Here is a 21,051-nt window from a genome sequence, read left to right as displayed (position 1 = left end):
CATCCTGCGCAGTAGGATGAATCTGCAACATTAACTTTTATCCCTTTGTTGAAAGAAAAAGCATGAGCAAAAAAGAAGAAACACCAGAACAAACTACACAACAACCGGTATTCAGCATTGAAAAAATTTACCTGAAAGATTTGTCACTGGAAGTACCACATGCACCACAAATCTTTTTAGAAAGCGGCGAACCACAAATCGAAATGCGCGTAGCTACTGCTGCTGAAAAACTGGAAGACGAATTTTATAACGTAACCGTTACCGTAACCGTTACCGCCAAAATGACCGAAGAACGTGTTCTGTTTTTGAACGAAGTGGCACAAAGCGGTATTTTCCGCATCGCCAATATTGCTGAAGATGATGTGGAAATATTGCTGGCCGTGGCCGCACCGAACATTCTGTTCCCATACGCCCGCGAAACCGTATCCAATACCATTACCCGCTCTGGTTTCCCGCCAGTAATGCTGGCTCCGATCAACTTCGAAGCCATGTATCAGGCCGAACAGGCCAATGCAGGCAATGCCTGATTTTTGTAGATAAAAAAGCTGCTTTATCCCAGTGCAGCAAGCACTGTGGATAAAGCAGCTTTTTTGCGACTGCCACTGATGGCTATTGCATCAGCGCTGATAACGGCACTGAAATGCATAGGCAGTCAGCATACCTAATACGCATAAAGGCAGAATATAATACATGGCACCAATCGGGCTAAAACTGCTTAACCATTGTACCAGCGGCAAGGTTAAAGCACCGACAATCGCATAAGCCACATTATAGGAAAATGAAATACCCGTAAAGCGAATAGCTGGCGGAAACATCCTAATCATGGCTGCTGAAATAATACCGGCCACACCAGTAGCCAGCCCCAGCAGCATATACAGGGCAAAAATCATACTCTCACCATATTGCCCCAGAGCTGGATAAAATACCACAACCATCAAACCGGTAAACGCAATCCCGCCAATCAGCATCCGCCCCGTACCCACACGGTCAGCGAGCAAACCAAAGATAACACAGCCAAGCATTTGCATCACAATAGCCATGCTCTGCATTTCAAATGCCTGAGTACTGGAAAAACCAAAGCTGCCGGTCAGTAATTGCGGCATAGCCAGCAAAATCACCACCACACAGCCGGTCAGAAACCAAGTGAGCAGCATACCAATAGCGACAGCAGTCTTATGCTGGGTAATCAGCACTTTAACCGGCATTTCCGTTACCAGCTCCTTGCGTTGCTGCATTGCCTTGAAAACCGGTGTTTCACGCAGATAACTGCGTAAATACAAAGTCAGCAGGCCAAACAGACCACCCAGAATAAAGGGAATACGCCATGCCCCCTCTAGAATCTCGGCGTTACTAAAAAGTTTTGCCATTACCAGCGCAATCAGCGAACCGAGCAAAATGCCCAGTGACAGACCCGCAGTAAGAAAGCCATTGGCCATACCGACATGTTTTTCAGGCACATGCTCAGATACAAAAGTCCAGGCTGCCGGAATTTCACCACCAATCGCCACCCCCTGAATCATACGCAACAGCAACAGCAATACTGGCGCAGCGTAGCCAATAGTAGCAAAAGTAGGCATCAGCCCCAGAAACAGCGTCGGCAGTGCCATCATCATAATAGAGAGCGCAAACAAACGTTTACGCCCGAATAAATCACCAAAATGCGCCATCACAATACCACCCAGCGGGCGGAACAGATAGCCGGCAGCAAAAATGCCATAGGTATTGAGCATCGCCCAGAACGGGTTTAATCCGGCCGGAAAAAACAGTTCAGATAACACTTTGGCATAAAAAACATAAATTACAAAATCATAAAACTCCAGCGCACCACCAAAGGATGACAGCATCAAGGTACGCACATCTTCCCGTGTTAACAGCTTTTTATCGGCTGCAAGCTCTGCATTCTGGCTATTCATGTAACCTTCTCAATCAAACAGATTAAAATCAAAAGCGGTTTATAACAGCCCCGTCCAACTTTTTCAAATCCATAGTAATCAACCATGCAAGCATGCTTGCACCCAGCCAGACCACCACCTTGTTTTTAGTTATAAAGAAACAAAAAAACAGTATTTCCGTTCTTATACCTGCATTGTTACATTAAAACATCCATTTACAAACAAAATTTCTGGCATGAACAAATTCCGCCACTATGGCCTGTTGGGGACGATATTGATAGGCATGACAGCATGCGATGGCAATAACAACAGCAAAACAACTCTACTTAATGCTTCTTACGATGCCACTCGTGAACTGTACCAGCACTATAATACTGATTTTCAGCACTACTGGTATCAGCAAACCGGCCAGAAGATTCATATCCGTCAGTCTAATGGCGGTTCCGGCAAGCAGACTATCGCCGTACAGAATGGCCTGAAAGCTGATGTCGTGACACTGGCACTGGCCGGCGACATCAACGCCCTGAACCGTGGCAAAAAAGTGTTACTAGAACCAGACTGGCAGCAGCGTTTACCTCATAACAGTACTCCCTATACATCTACCATTGTCTTTCTGGTGCGCAAAGGCAATCCCAAACACATCCACGACTGGGGCGACCTGATACAGAATAATGTCCAGATCATCACCCCTAATCCGAAAACATCCGGCGGGGCACGCTGGAATTTTCTGGCCGCGTGGGCATGGGCCAAACACCAGCCGGGTGGTAACGATGCCAGTGCTCAGGCATTTTTACGCGCCCTGCTCCAGCATGTGCCCATGATGGATACCGGCGCACGTGCCGCAACCATTACCTTCACCCACCGTCAACTGGGTGATGTATTACTGGCATGGGAAAATGAAGCCAGACTGGCACTCAAACAGGCACCAGATGAATTTGAAATCATTACCCCTTCCCTGTCTATCCTGTGCGAACCTCCGGTAGCAGTAGTGGACAGCAATGTAACTACCCCAGATAAGCGCAGGCTGGCCAGTGCTTATCTGCAACACTTATACAGCGACAGCGCACAGCGGCTGATTGCACAAAGCTATTTCCGGCCGGTTAATCCGAAAATCATGGCAGAATACCGCCATCAGTTTCCCCGTCTGCAACTGGTTAGCATTGATAAAGAATTTGGCGGCTGGACAGCAGCACAACAACGATTTTTCAGTGATGGCGGCATATTTGACCAGATTTATGCCAGCCCAAATTCATAAACCAAAAGCATAAATATTAAAATGGTCTGAACCAGCCATCAGCTATTCAGACCATTTACTTCAAACACAGTAACGCATCCGTCAGACTTATTCCTCACACAGGTACTTTGTCTGCATCCCAGAAATCCACTGCTGCATCCACTACCGGTTTGACAATACCGACACGAATGGCAAAATCGCCAAAATCTTCAGCTACATTACGTTCCTGTGCCCAGCGGGCAATCCACTGCTGTAAGATAACCAGCACCTCATCAACCGTAATATTCTCGCGGAACAAACGCGGAATACGCGTACCGGCACGATTACCACCAACATACAGATTGTAGCGGCCAATTGCCTTACCAATCAGCCCAATCTCGGCCAGCAATGCACGGCCGCAATTATTTGGGCAGCCTGTAACGCGCAGGATAATATGTTCCTGTGCCAGACCATATTGCGCCATCAGCGCATCAACCTGATCAATAAAGCCAGACAAAAAGCGTTCAGATTCTGCCATCGCCAGCGGGCAGGTTGGAAAAGCAACACAGGCCATGCTGTTTTTGCGCTGCTCCGTAATCTCATCATCAATCAGTCTGAATTGACGTGCAATCCGTTCAACCTCATCCTTATCTTCAGGCTGCACACCGGCCACAATCACATTCTGATTGGCTGTCAGCCGGAAATCACCTTTATGAATTCTGGCCAGCTCACGCATACCCGTTTTCAGCGGACGATCCGGATAGTCGAGCAAACGACCATTTTCAATAAACAAAGTCAGATGCCAGCGCCCGTCTTCACCGTGTACCCAGCCGATACGGTCGCCACGCTCAGTTAATTCATAGGGACGGCTGGCAGCGAATTTAAAGCCCTGTCGCCGCTCCACTTCCTCCTTAAATACATCCTCCCCCACACGCTGCAACGTATAACGCGTGCGCGCGTTCTTGCGATCACTGCGATTGCCCCAGTCCCGCTGTGTTGTTACCACCGCTTCCGCACAGCGCACTACCTGCTCTACCGGAATAAAACCAAAATCCTTGGCCGTATTGGGAAACGTACGCTGATTACCATGATCGATAGACAAACCACCACCTACCAGCACATTAAAACCAATCAGGCGGCCAGCTTCACCAATGGCCACAAAATTCAAATCATTGGCGTGCAAATCCACATCATTCAGTGGCGGAATAACCAGCGCCGTTTTGAATTTGCGCGGCAAATAAGTTTTGCCATTAATCGGTTCCACCGCATCACCACTGACACCCTCAGACAGAGGCGCGGCCAGTTCCGAACTGAGTACCTTCTCCCCGTCCAGCCAGATATCAGCATAAGCATGTGTGCGCGGCAATAAATGTTCGGAAATTCTGCGTGCCCATTCGTAGGCTTCCCGATGCAGACTGCTTTCAACCGGATTACTAGTACACAAAACATTACGGTTAATATCACCAGCTGTAGCAATCGAATCCAGCCCCAGTTGATGCAACCACTGGTGCATCGGCTTGATATCATGTTTCAACACCCCGTGAAACTGGAAAGTCTGGCGCGTAGTCAGGCGAATACTGCCATACAACGTATGTGCCGTAGCAAACTCATCTATTCCCAGCCACTGTTTTGGCGTAATAATTCCGCCAGGCAAACGACAGCGCATCATCACATTTTTCAATGGTTCCAGTCTGGCTGCCTGCCGCTGTGCACGCACATCGCGGTCATCCTGCTCATACATGCCATGAAAACGAATCAACTGGAAATCATCACCATTAAACCCACCGGTAATTCCATCATGTAAATCAGCAGCAATCTCGCCATACAGATAATTACTGTCACCTTTGAGCCGCTCATTGTCTGACAATGGCGCATCCGGCATTCTGGCACGTGGGTCATTATTCATGTTCTGTATTCCTTAATATGGCATCTTGTTATAATTCATTCAAAACATTGTATAATTAATCAGCAAGCAGCCAAAAGAATACCGAGTTGTAATCAAAGAGATTTTAGTTATATCACCCCGCCGTCAGAACACACCGGCACCATTCACCCAACGCAGGAAACACACATGCAACGTGGCATTTATCAGCATTACAAGGGCAAGCTGTATCAGGTTATCGGAACAGCACGCCATAGCGAAACCGAAGAAGAACTGGTTATCTACCAGTGTCTATATGGTGATTATTCAACATGGGTACGCCCCAAAAGCATGTTTAACGAAGCCATAACCATCAATGGCCAGACCCACCCAAGATTTGCCCTCTTACAACCGCTGTAACCAAATCAGTAATCCCCGCCCGCTTTATTATCACTATAGCAATTAAGCCACATCCAAAGCAGAAAAAAGCACTAACTATCCACCAAAAGCGATAGTTAGTGCTGCTGTCAAACAATCGTCTGCTGACAAAAGCTTATTTACCAATACAAAACCGGCTGAAAATCACCCCCAGCAAATCATCGGCACTGAATTCACCGGTAATTTCATTTAATGCATTTTGTGCCAGACGCAAATGTTCTGCGAATAACTCAACCTGATTATCCTGACACAAACTGGCATTCACCAGCTCCTGCTGAGCCTGTTCGAGTGCCTGAATATGGCGTGTTCGTGCCAGAAACAGCCCCTCACTTTCTCCCTGCCAGCCCACTTGCTGCAACAGCGCCTGACGCAGCAAATCCAGACCAATACCCGTTCTGGCGGACAGAGCAATCACCTGCTCTGCATCCGTAAACGCCTGTAGCTGGCCGGTTTCACGTGAAACACTCGCAGCATCTTCACCTGTTAAATCAATCTTGTTATGCACTTCAATCTTGTGCAAACCAGCCGGTAACTGCGCCAGAATCGCCGCAGTGGTGGCATTTATTCCTTCACGCTGGTCAACCAGTATCAGCGCCACATCCGCCTGCTGTACTGCCTGCTGGCTGCGTTCAATACCAATACGTTCAACCACATCCTCCGTTTCACGCAAACCAGCCGTATCAATAATATGTACCGGTACTCCATCCAGCGTAATCTGCTCTCTTACCGTATCCCGTGTGGTACCAGCAATATCAGTGACAATCGCCACATCATCACCGGCCAGTGCATTGAGGAGGCTTGATTTACCCACATTTGGCGCCCCTACCAGCACCACATTCATACCTTCACGCAGCAGCGCCCCCTGTTGTGCATGTTGCAGCACCTTATCCAACTGGCTGCGCAACTGTAGCAGCTTGCCACTGGCATCCGCTGCCTGTAGAAAATCAATATCTTCCTCCGGAAAATCCAGCGTTGCTTCCACCAGCATGCGCAAAGTAATCAGCTCATCCACCAGCCGGTGAATTTCCTGCGAAAATGCCCCTTTCAGGCTGCGCACCGCCATGCGTGCTGCTGACTGACTGGAAGCATCAATCAAATCAGCCACACTTTCAGCCTGTGCCAAATCCAGCTTGTTATTTAAAAAAGCACGCTTGGTAAATTCACCCGGTTCAGCCAGACGAGCACCCAGTTGCAGGCAGCGTTGTAATAACATCTGCAACACCACCGGCCCGCCATGCCCCTGTAACTCAACCACATCTTCACCAGTAAAGCTGGCCGGTGCGGCAAAATACAGCAGCAAACCATTATCAATAACCGCACCCTGTTCATCAACAAAATCAGTGTACATCACCCTGCGTGGTACAGGCGTTTTGCCACCACTTAATTTTTGTGCCAGAGACAGTAGATTTTTACCGGATAAACGCACTACCCCCACACCACCACGCCCGGGCGCAGTTGCAATCGCAGCAATAGTCGGATTATTCTCCATCATCAAAACCCCAGCTTATCAAAACAGTTCAGGCAGCCTGAAACAGCTGCCTGAACAAAACCTGTATACAACTGCAAATCAATCATCAACCTGCAATAATTCCACATCAAAAAACAGCGTCGCATCAGGCGGAATCACCCCGTCAACACCACGGCGACCATAGGCCATATGTGGCGGAATAGTCAGTTTACGTTTACCGCCCACTTTCATGCCGTCAAAACCTTTATCCCAGCCAGCAATCACTATACCAGCGCCCAAAGTAAATGTAAGCGGCTGCTGACGGGCAATACTGGAATCAAACACCGTACCGTCTTCCAGCATACCAGTATAATGTACCGTGATTTCCTTACCTTTAGTAGCCTCCCGGCCAGTACCCTGCTGCAAGTCTTCAATCACCAGACCCATACTCATTCATCCTTGACTAATAAATTAGCGTACACTGTAACACAGACATTTAACCCATGCATGCCACAGCAATCTTTTCATTTATCAGGAGACAACATGAATACCAGCGAAATTGTTTTTCTTGACCGTGCTACCTTACCCGAGTTCCCGTTCAACTTCGATTTTCCCCATCACATCACCAGCTACAGCCATAGTAGCCCAGATGAAGTCGCTGCCCGAATCGCTCACGCCAACATCGTCGTATCCAACAAAGTACGCATTAATGCAGAAGCCATCAGCAACAACCCGCAACTGCAATTAATTGCCGTACCTGCTACCGGACTGGATCACATTGATCAGCAGGCCGCACAACAGCACAACGTAGCCATCCGCAATGTCCGTGGCTATGGCAACGATACTGTTGCCGAGCATGCAATGATGCTGATTCTGGCATTAATGCGCCAGTTACCTGCCTACCAGCGCGATGTAGCGGCCGGATTATGGCAAAACAGCCCTTTTTTCTGCCACTTCGGGGCTCCTATACACGATCTGAACGGCAAAACACTGGGTATTTTCGGCAAAGGAGGCATTGGACAGGCACTGGCAACCCGAGCTCAGGCTTTCGGGATGCATATTCTCTGGGGGGAACACAAAAATGCCGCCAACTGCCGTCATGGCTACACACCATTCACCCAGCTTATACAGGAAGCAGACGTCATATCCCTGCATTGCCCACTGAATGAACAAACCCGTAATCTGATTGATGAGGCAGAATTAAAAATGATGAAACCACAGGCCATACTGATTAATGTCGGGCGCGGTGGTCTGGTAGCAGAACAGGCTTTGGTAGCCGCATTGAAATATGGCCAGTTAGGCGGAGCAGGCGTAGATGTATTGAGCGAAGAACCACCCGTACATGGTAATCCATTACTGCGTGCTCAGCTACCTAATCTGATTGTTACTCCGCATATGGCATGGGGCAGCGAAGAAGCCATACAGCGTATCTGCACCATGCTGGAGGACAACATCAATACTTTTATGCGTAAAAAATAATAGCAATTTAGCGTAATGGTCTGGCCACTACTTCTGCCAGCAAAGCAGAATAGCTGGCCACCAGATCAGAATTATTCGGCAGGAAGCGGGCGATCTGCTGACGCTGATCATACATATATTGAGCTGCGTTATAGGCATGATTGCTCATCGCTGCAAGCAACTGTTTGGCACCCGCCTGCACATCATTGCCAGGGTAATAATAGCCCAGATCAGAAATCAGCTCGGCATTGTGAATCAGAGGATAGCCCTGCCAGCATACTTCCAGATAGAAGTAGTTAAGCGGATTTTCCCACTGATGTGAAATTACTGCATCAGTGTTGGTAGCCAGAAATGTTGGCGTATCATAACGCCCCAGAAATACTGACTTGTGACCTTTCACAATATCCAGCCGATTCATCAGCGCAATGAACTCCATGCATTTCTGTGCCATTGGCAAAGTATTGCAAACCTGCAGAATATTAATGGCTTCAGGCGCACTGCGATATGCCATTTCAGCAATCAGAATCGGATACAGACAGAACTTCACTACATCAATATTCGGCTCCATTATCGACAAGCGCCAGCCCTTGCGCGAATCCGGCTGCTGCCATAAGCCCTCAAATGGCATGGCTGCGGTTTTCTGAAGCAGAAATACCGGACTCCAGACAAACGGTACCACACGTGCCTCATGGCGACGAAATACCTCAAAATACGCCCGACTGCAATTGGCAACCTGTGGAATCATCCAGATATCATCATAACGCTGGTTAATAAACAGATTAGCGCCACCCATATTGCGGGAAAACAAAATCGCTTCCATCATCTGAATATACTCAACACCACAGCAATAAGAAATCAGATGTACGCCTCTATCCTTGATATAGGCCGTCTGTGCAGCACTAATCTGTCCACCTAGCTCAATCAGTACATCAACCTGATCCTTGGCCTCAAAGAAACTTTTAGTCGGCCATATCTGCAAATCCCATGGAAAACTTGAGGTAATCGGTATATCAGTGGTGTTTACCAACACCACTGAGTCTACATTAGGACAATTTTTCAGTGCTTCAGCAAGAAAAACCGCATTCTGTTTAATGCCATTATTCCACAGCGTTTCTTTAGGATGACTCAGACCAATGGTAATCCCAATACGCAAACGTGCTGGCGTATGGCTGGAAATTAAATCCGGATTATTAGATAAATTCATGATTTCAACAGAAGTATATTATTGCAGACTGGTTTTATATATACCTGATACCAAGCAGTAAGCCAAATCAGTGTAACTTAGGCTTTAAACAGTGATTCAAGTGCCTCAGTGTAACAGCGGACATTACTTTCCGCTTCAGGATCCAGCGTTGCCAAAAAGACCTTTGCCCGCTCACGGTAACTGGCAAGATTTTCATCATGCATCTTATATGCATCCACCAGTTTCTGCCCACCTTCTTCACAGTCAAAATCATGATAGCGATATCCGCAATCACCAATCAAGTGTGAATTATGAATCAATGGATAGCCACCATACAAAGCTTCATAATAAATATAATTCTGCGCATTTTCCCATTGATGACAAACAATTGCTTCACAATAACGGGATACCACCTGCCAGATCGGATAACGACCTTCAAACGAAGTTAAGCCATGCCGCACAATGTTCAGACTCTGGGCAAACAAATTGAAAGTATTTTGCTTTTTCAGATTCATGGTATTACAGGCGTAAATATGCTCAATAAAATCAGGATTCAGCCGATGTGCGCTTTCACACACCAGCATGGGCATATAACTGGTTTTCACCATACACATATTGGGTTCAAACATACCCAGACGCCAGCGTCTGCGGCCAGGCTGATATGCAAACTGTTCGCTTTCAGGTAGTTTTTCACAGGCGCGATCCAGAATAATCGGGCTCCATAAATGCGGCATAAGCCGTACCGGAGCACGAAATGTACTGGCAAAATATGACATACAGGTTTTTTCGTATTCAGGTAATGTCCATACCTCATCATATGGTGCGCCCGTAATCAGCAAGGCAGATGGCTTATCAAACAGCATACGTTCAATATCAATCACATAATCATTACCCACGCGCATGCTAACTACTTTACCACCTTTGGCCTTGAAATTTATCATCCATTCCTTGGCCAGCTGGGCACTCATTTCAATCATGACATCCAGCTCATTCATGGCACTGGCCATATCAATCACCGGTACTGGTGAATCCTGCAGAAAATTCATTGCATCCTGCATATCCCCATCGCCGGAACCAGTCACCAGCACCACATGACCGACAATCGGTGATTTCTGTAGCAACATCGCCAGAAACAGACAATTCTGAAAAATGCCGTTTTCCCACAGCGACTGTGCTCCTTTGCGCACATAAATCGAAACACCTACCCGAAGTGAAGACACCGACGACATAGGTTAACCTCTTAATAATTCTGGACGATCTGCACACAGATTAGATAACAGTTGTGCATGGGCAGCAATATTGGCTTCAGCCAGAGGCGCCGTAGCCTTAAACAACGCCTGCGCGGCCTGACGCTGACTACCCAGATTTTCCTCATGATGCTGCCAAGCCTGAATCAATTGCCTGCCGGCCTCACGTGCATCAAAATCCGGATAATAATAACCAGCACCAGATTCTTTTAACCACGGCGAGTTGTGAATCAGCGGATAATCACCGTACAGCGTATCCAGATACAGATAGTTCTGGTCATTACACCATTGATGCGAAACCACAGCATTGGCATACTGCGCCATAAAACCGACTATATCATGGCGGCCATAAAAGCAGGCTTTATGCTCCTTAACCAGATTCAGTGAGTTGGCCAGATGCAACATCGTCAGATGGTCTTTCATATGCAGCGTATTGAGCACATGCATCATACCCACAGACTGCGGCTGCTGGCGATAAGCCTCATCACAGCCCAGCATCGGAATGGATGACGTTTTCACAACAGAAATATTGGGTTCAAAAATGGCTACATTCAAAGGTGTCTGAATACCATCATGCAAATTGCTGCGCCAGCCAAAATGAAAACCAAGCTCACCGATTTCCTGCTTGCGTCTGGATACAAATATCGGATCCCACAGATAGGGCGTAACATGTACCGGACGGCGATACATTGTACGCAGCATGGGAATATAAGCTTTATCTTTTGGTAATAGCCATACCTCATCAGAACGGTCTACTGGCGGGAAATTAGTCGGTTTTTCAAATATATTATATTCCACCAATCCTACATAAGGCTGGCCAACACAATAATACACCACCTTTTTACCACGAGCCCGCTGTAAAGCCAGCCATTGTGGACTCAATGCACCTGCCAGTTCAATAATGACATCGAAAGCATCACCAGCTTCCTGCTCTGACATTAAGCGCAAATCAAACAAATTTAAATCAATCTGTTCGGCCATATCCGGCTGCCCGCCCACATTAATCAGATCCACCGATTTAACAAACGGGATAGCCTTCAGACTCTGAGCCAAAAATATAATATTCTGACCCATGCCATTCTCCCAGATATTCTGGTTGGCATGAGTGATAACAGAAATACCGATGCGCATACAAATCCGTATTATGAGTAAAAATGCTATTACTGATAAACAAATAAGACTTCTGGCTTCACAGTGGAAGACCAGAAGTCTACTCAGTCAGAATTTTTTTACCACTTCAAGCCAAGTGCTGAGTTAACAGCTACTTCCTTACCAGTAGTGGAAACACCTGCGCCCCATGTAACCTTACCGTTTTTACTTGCCGCCTTATAATTTACACCAACGGCACCATAGCTACGATATGCACCCACACCGAGACCCACAGTCTGTCCACCAGAGTCCAGAGATGGCAGATAAGCACCGGATAAAGCCATGGCCATTGCTGTACCTGAATAGGCACGACGCTCAACATGGTGAATGTTATCATTTAGCTGGTTAACATATTCATTTACCTTGCCAATCTGATTATCCACAGCTTTAAGCTGAGCCACATTCACAGCATCCGTGTCTTTACTACCCGCAGCAACGCCGGTTATCTGACGGTAATTTCCCTCTTTTTCATTACCCACAGATACCGCGCCAGCCCAACTTGTCGTTCTATGGATGTCATCTTCCTGCTCCTTGGTTGCCGTTCCCGGTACAAAAGCTATCCTTCCGGCTTCCCTGTCCGCTATTGATCCAGCTCCCAGAGCCACACCTCCGGCCACCTCTACCTGTGCACCGCTACCCAGTGCTATACCATCTATCGCTTGTGCTGTTGCACCAGCACCTATCGCAATCGCCGAATTACCCTTGGCTTGCGCATTTTCGCCTAGTGCTATCGAATCAGAACCTGATGCACTTGCTGCTATTCCGTTCGATCCGTTCGGGGAGTTGACCTTCGCATACTTCGTACCATAATCCTGTATCTTTTGCAGTGCATCAGGCACATTAGTTACTTTCTCTATACTACCATCCGGCTTATGAATATCATATCCATTCAAATTAACGCCGTCAGACGGATTGTACGAAGCACCCAGACCTGATGCTATGGTGGCAATCTGGTTGCCAAGTGCAGTTGACAGACTAGTCAGAGCGTCTTGGGAGGAAATCTGGTTGCTAATTGCGAAAGCGTCTTGTGAAATACCGCCACCTGTAGGCAAGCTATCTACTCTCATAGACAGATTAGCCAGATCGTTTTTCACAGATGACAACTGACCAAAATTGACTGCATCGGTAGTTTCCTGACCGGCAGCCACATTGGTAATCCGCTGTGCTGTAGCTACACCATCAATTTTATGACGGGCATCATAAGCATGCAATGAATTATCCCACTGCAATGCATTTTCCTGTAAGCTAGAAATATTTACCTGTAGGCTAGAAATACTGCTACTAATCCCCCCTGTTTGCAACATATTGTTTATCGAAGACAAACTGCTTGAAGTAGCGGTAGACAAACTGGCCAGATCACTTTTCACAGTAAACAACTGTCCACCTGTTACTGCATCATGCGAATGCTCACTAATATCGCCATCGGCCACATTAATAATCTTGCCAGGCTCAGAAGCACGAGTGAGGCTGCCTGGTTTGCTGGCATCAAATGCGCCTTCACCTCCATTATACTCACTATTCCATCTCAGGCTGTTCTGGCTGTCCTCTTGCAGTTTAGCCACATTGTTGTGCATTTCCAGATAACCGGTAGACAGACTTTCTATGCGGGTATTGGTATCGCTCACCAGATTGTTCAGTCTATCATTTGTTGTACTCAGGCTCTCTGACAGACCCGAATATCCGCTAGACAGGGAGTTAGTGATACTACCGATTTCAGTAGGCATTGTCGTTGAAACTGCTGTCGACAAACTATCCAGATCGGATGCAATAGAGCTGGACAAAGTTGAGAGCTGGCTAAAATTAATCGCATCGGTAGCTTCCTGGCCGGCTGCCACATTGGTAATCCGCTGTGCCACCACTTCACCATTAATATTACGGCTGGCATCATAAGCTTGCAACGAATTATTCCACTGCATTGCATTCTGCTGTAATGCCGTCAGATTCTGATTAGTACTATCCAGACTAGACGACAGAATGCTCAGACTAGATGAGGTCGCCGTTGACAGGCTGTGCATCTGCATACCATTGATAGCATCAGTTGAAGTTTCACTGATTGCGCCATTGGTAATACCGGTTAGTTGCTGAGGTTTGCTTTCACGGGTTGCATCAAACACACCCTCAGTACCATTGGTACTCTTCCATTGCAATGTATTCTTCTGCAATGCAGTCACATCGTTACCGATTACGTCCAGCTTGTCAGATATAGCACTCAGACTACCAGCAATAGCGCTGGACAGACTGCCCGACTGGTTTTCGGTAAGAGCCTCCAGACTGGTCGACAGGCTGCTCAAACCTGTTGAGGAAGTGCCGGCCAGACTAAAGAGCTGGCTGCCGTTAATGGCATCAGTAGAATCTTCAGCCACAGCACCAGCATGGACATGGGTAATAAGCTGAGTACTACCGCCATGACTGGCATCATACATGCCTGTACCATCAGGATTAGACTTCCATTGCAATGCATTGTTCTGCAAACTGGCTATACCGCTGCTGATACTATTCAATTTTAATGCTGTATTTTCAGTCAGACTTGTCAGTTCAGTATTGGTTTGTTGCAATGAATTGGTTAAATCAGCTATGCTTTCATCGGATATGGTGCTCAGAGAGTTGGTTAAACTGCTCGCATCGGCGGCTACTTTGTCACCCAGATTACCGATGGCTGTATTGGTGTTATACAACTGATTACCAGTTACTGCATCTTTTGACTCTTTGCCCACCTCACCTTCAGCAACATTAGTAATTTTCTGATTTCCATCACTACTGTGTCTGGCACTGAATACTTTAGCACCCTCATCCCATTGCAAGGCATTCTGCTGTAGCGCAGGAATCTGATTATTTATTTCGTTCAGGCGCGTCTCGGTTTCGGCAGACAAATTATCCAGACCTGCAACAGAAGAATTTTGCAATATATTAGAGAGATTGCCCAGCTCAGATGTAGTTGCCTGTGCAAAGTCAGAGATTCTGTCAACGACTGAAGTAGAGAGCGAAGTTATCTGGCTATTCGTACTGTATAGCTGTGCACCAATTACGGCATCTGAGGAATTTTGCGCTGTACTTCCTTCGGCCACATTAGTAATGCGCCCTTTATTGCCATTAACATCGCTGGCATCATAGACTTTGCCATTCCATTGCAATGCATTTTGTTTTAATGCCGTTATATTCTCGTTGGCGGTTCTGAGACCTGAATCAATGTCAGTTGTCAGTCTGTTAATCTCTTCTATAGATGAACCATTTAGACCATTACTCACTTTCTGTATTTCTGAAGCAGTAGAAAGCGAGAACGAATAAATCTGGCCAACATTTATCGCATCAGTTGAACCTGACACCACATGGCCATCGGCCACATTGGTAATTCTCTGTTTTCCATCACTACCATGATTGGCACTGTATGCCTTAACTGTGTTATCCCACTGTAAAGCATCACTCTGCAAAGCACCAATACCTGTACCAACGCCATTTACAAGATTAGTTGCACTTTGCCGGATATTTTCAGAGTATTGGGTCAGTTGTGGAGCAAAATCGGACAGACCAGTACTGGTTGAAGTGGTTAATGTGTTCAGAGAGCCATTTGTAGAATATAACTGTGCGCCAGTAACAGCATCGCTTGAAGCACTGTCCAACGTAGCGTTTGCAACACCAGTAATTTTCTGATCTATTTTATCCCGCTGAGCATTGAAACTGTCACCTACAAGCCGCAACATTTGTTGCGGTAATTCGGAGATACTGTTATCTATTTTACTCTGGACAGATGATGAGAGCGTACTTACGCTGGTATCTATTGATGTGCTCAGATCATAGTACTGGCTACCGGTTACTGCATCAGTTGATGCCAAACTAGAAATATCACCAGCCTCGACATGAGTAATTTTCTGGTTTCCATCACTACCGTGTCTGGCACTGAATCCTTTAGCGCCCTCATCCCATTGCAAGGCATTCGCTTGCAAAGCGGAAACTTTTTCCTTAGTCTCATTCAGGCTAGCCGATATTTGCGTCGGATTGTGACCAGCTGCAGTAGACAGCGAACTGGACAAATCACTAAAACTGCTAGAAAAAGAACTGGACAGACTGCCAATATTGGTATTAGTAGTATATAGCTGCCCGCCATTAACCATATCAGTAGAATCAGCGGAAAGATTTTCGGAAGCCGCCACATTGATTATTTTATTCGTGGTTTGCCCGTCTGCACGGCCAGCATTATAAACACCATCTTGATACAGCAAAACATTCTGTTGTGATGGAATAATGATTCCAGATATTACACCTGCTTTGGCAGATATAGTTGTACTCAAGTCTATTAATTGAGGATTAGCCGTAGATGAGACAGTATCAATCTTTCCACTAAGCTTATTTACCTCAGTGTCTATTGAAGTGGAAACATTACCAATAGCAGTAACAGTATCATCAATGCTGATCGACACATTATTCAAACTGTTTGCAACAGACGAAGCCAATCCCTTTAACTGGGCGACATTGGCTGCATCAGTATCCGCCGTACCCGCCGCAACATCCGTTATCTGGCGTGTAATCCCCCCCTCTACGTTTCCTACGGCTACCGCACCGGCGATACTCCTCCATGCCGGCGAGCTACTAGGATCAATATCAGTTACACTGTTATCGGGATTAAAGCCAGCCTGATATGCGGCGGTATTGGCAAGCGAACCGGCCCCCAGAGCAACCGCACCAGCGGTTGTGGCCTGAGCATTAGTGCCCACAGCAATCGCATCAGTGGCACTGACAGAGGTTTGATTACCCAATGCCAAGCCATTGGTTGCACTGGCACTGGCCTCATTACCGATTATGGTTGCGTAATTGGAGGTACCAGCAGCACCTACTGTATTGCGGTTACCAATAATATGAACCTCATCAATAGCGTTGTTGATGGTATTATTGTTACCAAATATAGCGGTATTGGTTGCTGTAATAAATTCGCTGGAACCAGCATTACTGTTCCCCAGAGACAGGGTATAGTTGCCGCTGATACGGGTATTGTTGGTAGACTTATTTTCTACTGTACTGTCTGAATTGTATGTGGTGGCTGTTGCTGAATTGCCTATGGCAATTGATTGCACACCTGAAACCTCATTATCGGAACCAATACTGATGCTTTGCTTACCAGTGGCTTTATTGTTATTACCGATGGCTACAGCAGAATCCACTGAACCCTGCCCAGCCTGAGATTGCACCCCAACCGCTACAGTACCGTCAGCAGTCGCTTGTGCCTGCAAGCCAAGAGCCACGCTTCCTACGCCGTCAGAAGTGGCTACAGAACCTAAAGCCACCGCGGATACACCTGTAGCCTGTGAAACAACACCGATGGCATTGGAAGCACGGCCGCCAGCCAGCGCCGCTATACCAAAAGCCTGCGCACCGCCGGCTGTACTGGTAGCATTGGTACCAAAAGCAAGACTATGATTACCTGTTGCATATGCCCCACAGCCAAGAGCAAACGAATTAATACCATGGGCTGTTGCTAGCCTATTGGGGTCTCCGCCTGTGTGTGCGCCTTGATAGCCTGAATTACCAGTAGTGGTTCCACTCCCCCGCCAATCTTCTCGTTCCAGTGTTACATCATATGGATGATATTCTCTATTTCCTAAAACAAATTTGTGGTTTTTTGCAAAACGCCAATATTCATCTATTGGATCTAAGCCAGTGCCGGAGCCAAGTCCCGAACGGTATTTAATAAAATCTGCACCGCAATAATTATCATCTCCAGTCACAATGGTTGCATTAGTACTTGCATGAGTATTACCGCCATTTGGTGCATTACTACCAACCGAATTATGCCCAATTATACCTGCACGACCGGCTGCATAAACATTTGGAATGGCCAACGCCATATTCACAACCGAGGCAAGCAACCCCATCTTAAATGCAGTAATGCCAAATTTACCTAATAGCGATGACTTAACAGTCTGGCTGGAAACGGTATTTGCTTTAGTTTTACTCTTAGCCAATTCGGAAGCAGCCACCCAAGTATGAGTGGATTCATTCCATATCGCACGATATATTTTATTCAATTGGTTTACTCCTAAAATTTTGTAAAATCATGCGTTTATCAAAAATTATTTAATAACTTAAAAATACGTTAGTATTCTAAGTTAAACTATTAAGTAATATAACATAAATATTTGTATAAATGTGGTTAAACAAGTCCTATTGTTTGACTGACTGATTTATCACTCCATCCCATTCATAATAAATTTTCAGATTTTAAACAAAAAGTTATATAAAATTAAAACTTAAAAACATTTATTTGTACACATAATACATTATTTGTTTATCTATTATTAGATGTATTATAAAAGCGACAATATGCTGAATAATTTAGCATCTGTGTACTATCATTAACATTAGCAGTGTATTAAACAAATAAATAATCATTAATATTTTCATACTGATTTAGACAAATCTTTCTCATTTACCTACTCCAGCAATAAAAAATTAACATTTATTAAGCATACCGTTCATTGCACTGTAATAGTATAAAGTGTTTAACTCACAATAATAATGTTTTGTAGGTTAATTTATATTTCTTGACAGATTAAAAGTTAATTTTATTTACAACAAGCTAAACAACTAAAGTCTTAGTTGCAGAATTTTAAATATCTGTATCAACGTATACAGATAGATTGATAACTGAAATTTATACACAGTAGATTAAATTGCGTCAGTGCATATTTGTGGATAAATCTGTGGATATATGTTTATTCAGAATAATGCTTAATATCAGCCAAAGGCAGTTCATTATTTCTGAAGGCAGACTTTTTTCTGCAAAAACAGCCTATGCACTCTCAATCAGATAATTAGCCTGTGTATAAACACACCACAGACACTATCTTCATACCGGCCAGCCTTATACATGAATATGTCATTATTCAAACACTAGCTAATACTGATAAGCTTTATCAGGATATTTTTGCTAGCCATCGTTTTAACAATTTATTGAATCATAAACCGTTTTAAATCTGCTGGAGCGGATAACGGGAGTCGAACCCGCCCGAACTGCTTGGGAAGCAGTTATGCTGCCACTACATCATATCCGCACAGAAAATTCATCTTAGCGTTGTTAATACCATTGGCACGGCAGTAGCGGAAAGATAATAATTATCTCCCCTCATGATTAGCAAACAGCCATAAAAGATAGTGAAATGTGCGTACAAAGCACTGAATCAAATTTAGTTATCCACAATCACCATTGCCGTACCAATATAATATAGCAATCTAATATCAACAGCTTAAATCGGTATCCACTCCGTGTGCAAGATATTTTACCTGTACTACAGCAATATTTGTATATGCTGATGCCGGATAGTGAAAAATTTTTTCTAAATCTTTAGAAGTTAGCATGTCTTTACCTGAACAGAAACTGTTGCAAACAGGCAAGCAGACCACAGAAGCAGCGTAAGACATCTGAACCAAGCAAGCAAAAATTTATAAATCAGTATTTTATTTGAAAATTATAGATAACTGCATATTGTACAGATTTTTTCCCCTAATAACAGGCCATACAGACGCTATCTGTAGCAAATACGAATATATTGCCTTACTTTTATACTTATCAACAGCTAAGCTAAAAATTGCTGCTTCGTGAAATATTATCCACAGCCTATTTTATTAATAGATTAAAGCCATAACAGCAAAGATTTTAAAAGTAATAGTTGAACCGCAGCCATAACTGACAATCGACCTGTACAGATAACGCTGAAATCTGTATAGCCATATTGAATATATTTCTGACATCAGTCAGAACAAATTGCTGTTATAAAATACTGCCGGCAGATAGATGATAGACCCAGCAGTGAAAAACCAGTTTAGTTATCCACAGCATTCTGTGCTTTTGCTCCGATATCATGCCTGTATTGCATCCCGTCAAAATGTATTGGTGCCAGAGCAGCATAAGCCTGTTTCTGCGCAGCATTCACATCAGCGCCCAGAGCAACGACACACAGCACCCGACCGCCGTTGGTAACCAGTTCATGGCGGGAATTGAGTGCCGTGCCGGCATGAAATACTTTACCGGATTGATTGGCAGCAATAACACCGGAAATCACATCACCTTTACGGGGAGCCTGTGGATAACCGGCAGCAGCCAGTACCACACCAACAGCAGCCTGACTACTCCAGCTTGCGGTTACGGTATTAAGCTCTCCTGCCAGAGCTGCCTGTATCAGCTCGACCAGATCACTTTCTAATCGGCACATAATCGGCTGTGTTTCCGGATCACCAAAACGACAGTTAAACTCAATTGTATATGGCGCACCGGTTGCATCAATCATCAGGCCAGCATACAGAAAGCCGCGATAAGGATGGCCGGATGCCTGCATAGCTTTTACCACAGGCAGGATAATTTCATCCATTACCCGCTGATGCACAGCCGCGGTAACCACCGGTGCAGGAGAATAAGCCCCCATTCCGCCAGTATTAGGCCCTTTGTCGTGATCAAGTAAACGCTTGTGATCCTGACTGGTGGCCATAGGTAAAACATGTTCACCATCCACCATAACAATAAAACTGGCTTCTTCTCCGTGCAAAAATTCCTCAATAACCACTCGAGCCCCAGCAGCACCCATGCTGTTATCCAGCAGCAGATCGTCTATTGCCTGATGAGCTTCGGCCAGTGTCATGGCAACAATCACACCTTTGCCGGCAGCCAGACCATCTGCTTTAATCACAATCGGCGCGCCTTTCTGACTGACATACTGATGTGCGGCGGCGGCGTCTGTAAAAGTCTGATAGGCTGCTGTAGGTATTCCCTCTCTGGCCATAAATGCTTTGGCAAAATCCTTGGAACTTTCCAACTGGGCACAATACTGGCTCGGGCCAAAAACAGCCAGACCGGCAGCAGTAAAATCATCCACAATACCGGCAGCCAGTGGTGCTTCCGGACCAACTACAGTAAACGTAATCTGCTGCTCACGACAAAATGCAATCAGTTGCTGATGATCACTTATTGTAAGGTTGTGCAGTTTCGGCTCGGTAGCAGTACCGGCATTACCCGGAGCCACATATACTGTGCTCACTTTGGGCGACTGTGCCAGACGCCAGGCCAGTGCATGTTCTCGTCCGCCACCACCTATAACCAGTAATTTCATATATCCCCTTCTCCAGAAGATGGTTTACAGATTGTCAGTAAACCATTTCTGTATCTTTAAGCAACAATCCG

The 21,051-nt window shown here is 45.6% G+C and carries 13 protein-coding genes and 1 tRNA gene; 4 read left to right on the top strand and 10 right to left on the bottom strand.

Annotated elements, in window-relative coordinates:
- The first annotated feature begins 62 nt into the window (after nt 1-62).
- Nucleotides 63-527 carry a protein-export chaperone SecB gene (gene secB / locus MJ764_RS06240; RefSeq protein WP_239325616.1) on the top strand — a complete coding sequence of 155 codons (465 nt, stop codon included), beginning with the start codon at nt 63-65 and terminating at the stop codon, nt 525-527.
- A gap of 90 nt (nt 528-617) precedes the next feature.
- On the opposite strand, the gene MJ764_RS06235 is transcribed toward secB, so the two are convergent.
- Nucleotides 618-1,913, bottom strand: coding sequence for an MFS transporter (locus MJ764_RS06235; RefSeq protein WP_239325615.1), 1,296 nt, complete (start codon nt 1,911-1,913; stop codon nt 618-620).
- Nucleotides 1,914-2,127: 214 nt separating this feature from the next.
- On the opposite strand from MJ764_RS06235, the gene MJ764_RS06230 reads away from it, so the two are divergent.
- Nucleotides 2,128-3,147, top strand: coding sequence for a sulfate ABC transporter substrate-binding protein (locus tag MJ764_RS06230; protein ID WP_239325613.1), 1,020 nt, complete (start codon nt 2,128-2,130; stop codon nt 3,145-3,147).
- A 94-nt stretch (nt 3,148-3,241) separates the two neighbouring features.
- Here the strand turns inward: MJ764_RS06230 and cysI are convergent, their stop codons facing one another.
- Nucleotides 3,242-5,011, bottom strand: a complete 1,770-nt coding sequence (cysI, locus tag MJ764_RS06225) for an assimilatory sulfite reductase (NADPH) hemoprotein subunit (RefSeq protein WP_239325612.1) — start codon at nt 5,009-5,011, stop codon at nt 3,242-3,244.
- 165 nt (nt 5,012-5,176) lie between these two features.
- On the opposite strand from cysI, the gene MJ764_RS06220 reads away from it, so the two are divergent.
- Nucleotides 5,177-5,386: a DUF1653 domain-containing protein gene (locus tag MJ764_RS06220; RefSeq protein ID WP_239325610.1), complete on the top strand. Its 210-nt coding sequence runs from the start codon at nt 5,177-5,179 to the stop codon at nt 5,384-5,386.
- Between the two features lie 133 nt (nt 5,387-5,519).
- On the opposite strand, the gene mnmE is transcribed toward MJ764_RS06220, so the two are convergent.
- Nucleotides 5,520-6,896 carry a tRNA uridine-5-carboxymethylaminomethyl(34) synthesis GTPase MnmE gene (gene mnmE / locus MJ764_RS06215; protein WP_239325609.1) on the bottom strand — a complete coding sequence of 459 codons (1,377 nt, stop codon included), beginning with the start codon at nt 6,894-6,896 and terminating at the stop codon, nt 5,520-5,522.
- A gap of 75 nt (nt 6,897-6,971) precedes the next feature.
- Entirely contained in the window at nt 6,972-7,298 is a 327-nt protein-coding gene (locus MJ764_RS06210) for an FKBP-type peptidyl-prolyl cis-trans isomerase (protein WP_239325608.1), read from the bottom strand.
- A 96-nt stretch (nt 7,299-7,394) separates the two neighbouring features.
- On the opposite strand from MJ764_RS06210, the gene MJ764_RS06205 reads away from it, so the two are divergent.
- The gene (locus MJ764_RS06205) at nt 7,395-8,330 is read left to right on the top strand and encodes a D-2-hydroxyacid dehydrogenase (protein WP_239325606.1); all 936 of its coding nucleotides are present in this window, start codon (nt 7,395-7,397) and stop codon (nt 8,328-8,330) included.
- A gap of 7 nt (nt 8,331-8,337) precedes the next feature.
- Here MJ764_RS06205 and MJ764_RS06200 read toward each other — a convergent pair whose 3' ends face one another.
- The 6 genes from MJ764_RS06200 to purD all read right to left on the bottom strand — a co-directional run bounded on the left by MJ764_RS06200 (nt 8,338) and on the right by purD (nt 20,980).
- Nucleotides 8,338-9,513: a DUF2827 domain-containing protein gene (locus tag MJ764_RS06200; protein ID WP_239325605.1), complete on the bottom strand. Its 1,176-nt coding sequence runs from the start codon at nt 9,511-9,513 to the stop codon at nt 8,338-8,340.
- Between the two features lie 77 nt (nt 9,514-9,590).
- Nucleotides 9,591-10,721, bottom strand: coding sequence for a DUF2827 domain-containing protein (locus tag MJ764_RS06195; RefSeq protein WP_239325604.1), 1,131 nt, complete (start codon nt 10,719-10,721; stop codon nt 9,591-9,593).
- A gap of 3 nt (nt 10,722-10,724) precedes the next feature.
- Complete coding sequence (locus tag MJ764_RS06190; protein ID WP_239325602.1) at nt 10,725-11,870, bottom strand: DUF2827 domain-containing protein; 1,146 nt, start codon at nt 11,868-11,870, stop codon at nt 10,725-10,727.
- 98 nt (nt 11,871-11,968) lie between these two features.
- The gene (locus MJ764_RS06185; protein ID WP_239325601.1) at nt 11,969-17,905 is read right to left on the bottom strand and encodes an ESPR-type extended signal peptide-containing protein; all 5,937 of its coding nucleotides are present in this window, start codon (nt 17,903-17,905) and stop codon (nt 11,969-11,971) included.
- Between the two features lie 952 nt (nt 17,906-18,857).
- Nucleotides 18,858-18,931, bottom strand: a tRNA-Gly gene (locus tag MJ764_RS06180).
- A gap of 768 nt (nt 18,932-19,699) precedes the next feature.
- Entirely contained in the window at nt 19,700-20,980 is a 1,281-nt protein-coding gene (gene purD / locus MJ764_RS06175) for a phosphoribosylamine--glycine ligase (protein WP_239325599.1), read from the bottom strand.
- Nucleotides 20,981-21,051 lie beyond the last annotated feature (71 nt).

This window comes from Snodgrassella gandavensis, assembly GCF_914768025.1.
Taxonomy (GTDB): domain Bacteria; phylum Pseudomonadota; class Gammaproteobacteria; order Burkholderiales; family Neisseriaceae; genus Snodgrassella; species Snodgrassella gandavensis.
The sequence above is the reverse complement of the archived record's forward strand: the minus strand, read 5'-3'. Positions and strand labels throughout refer to the sequence as shown.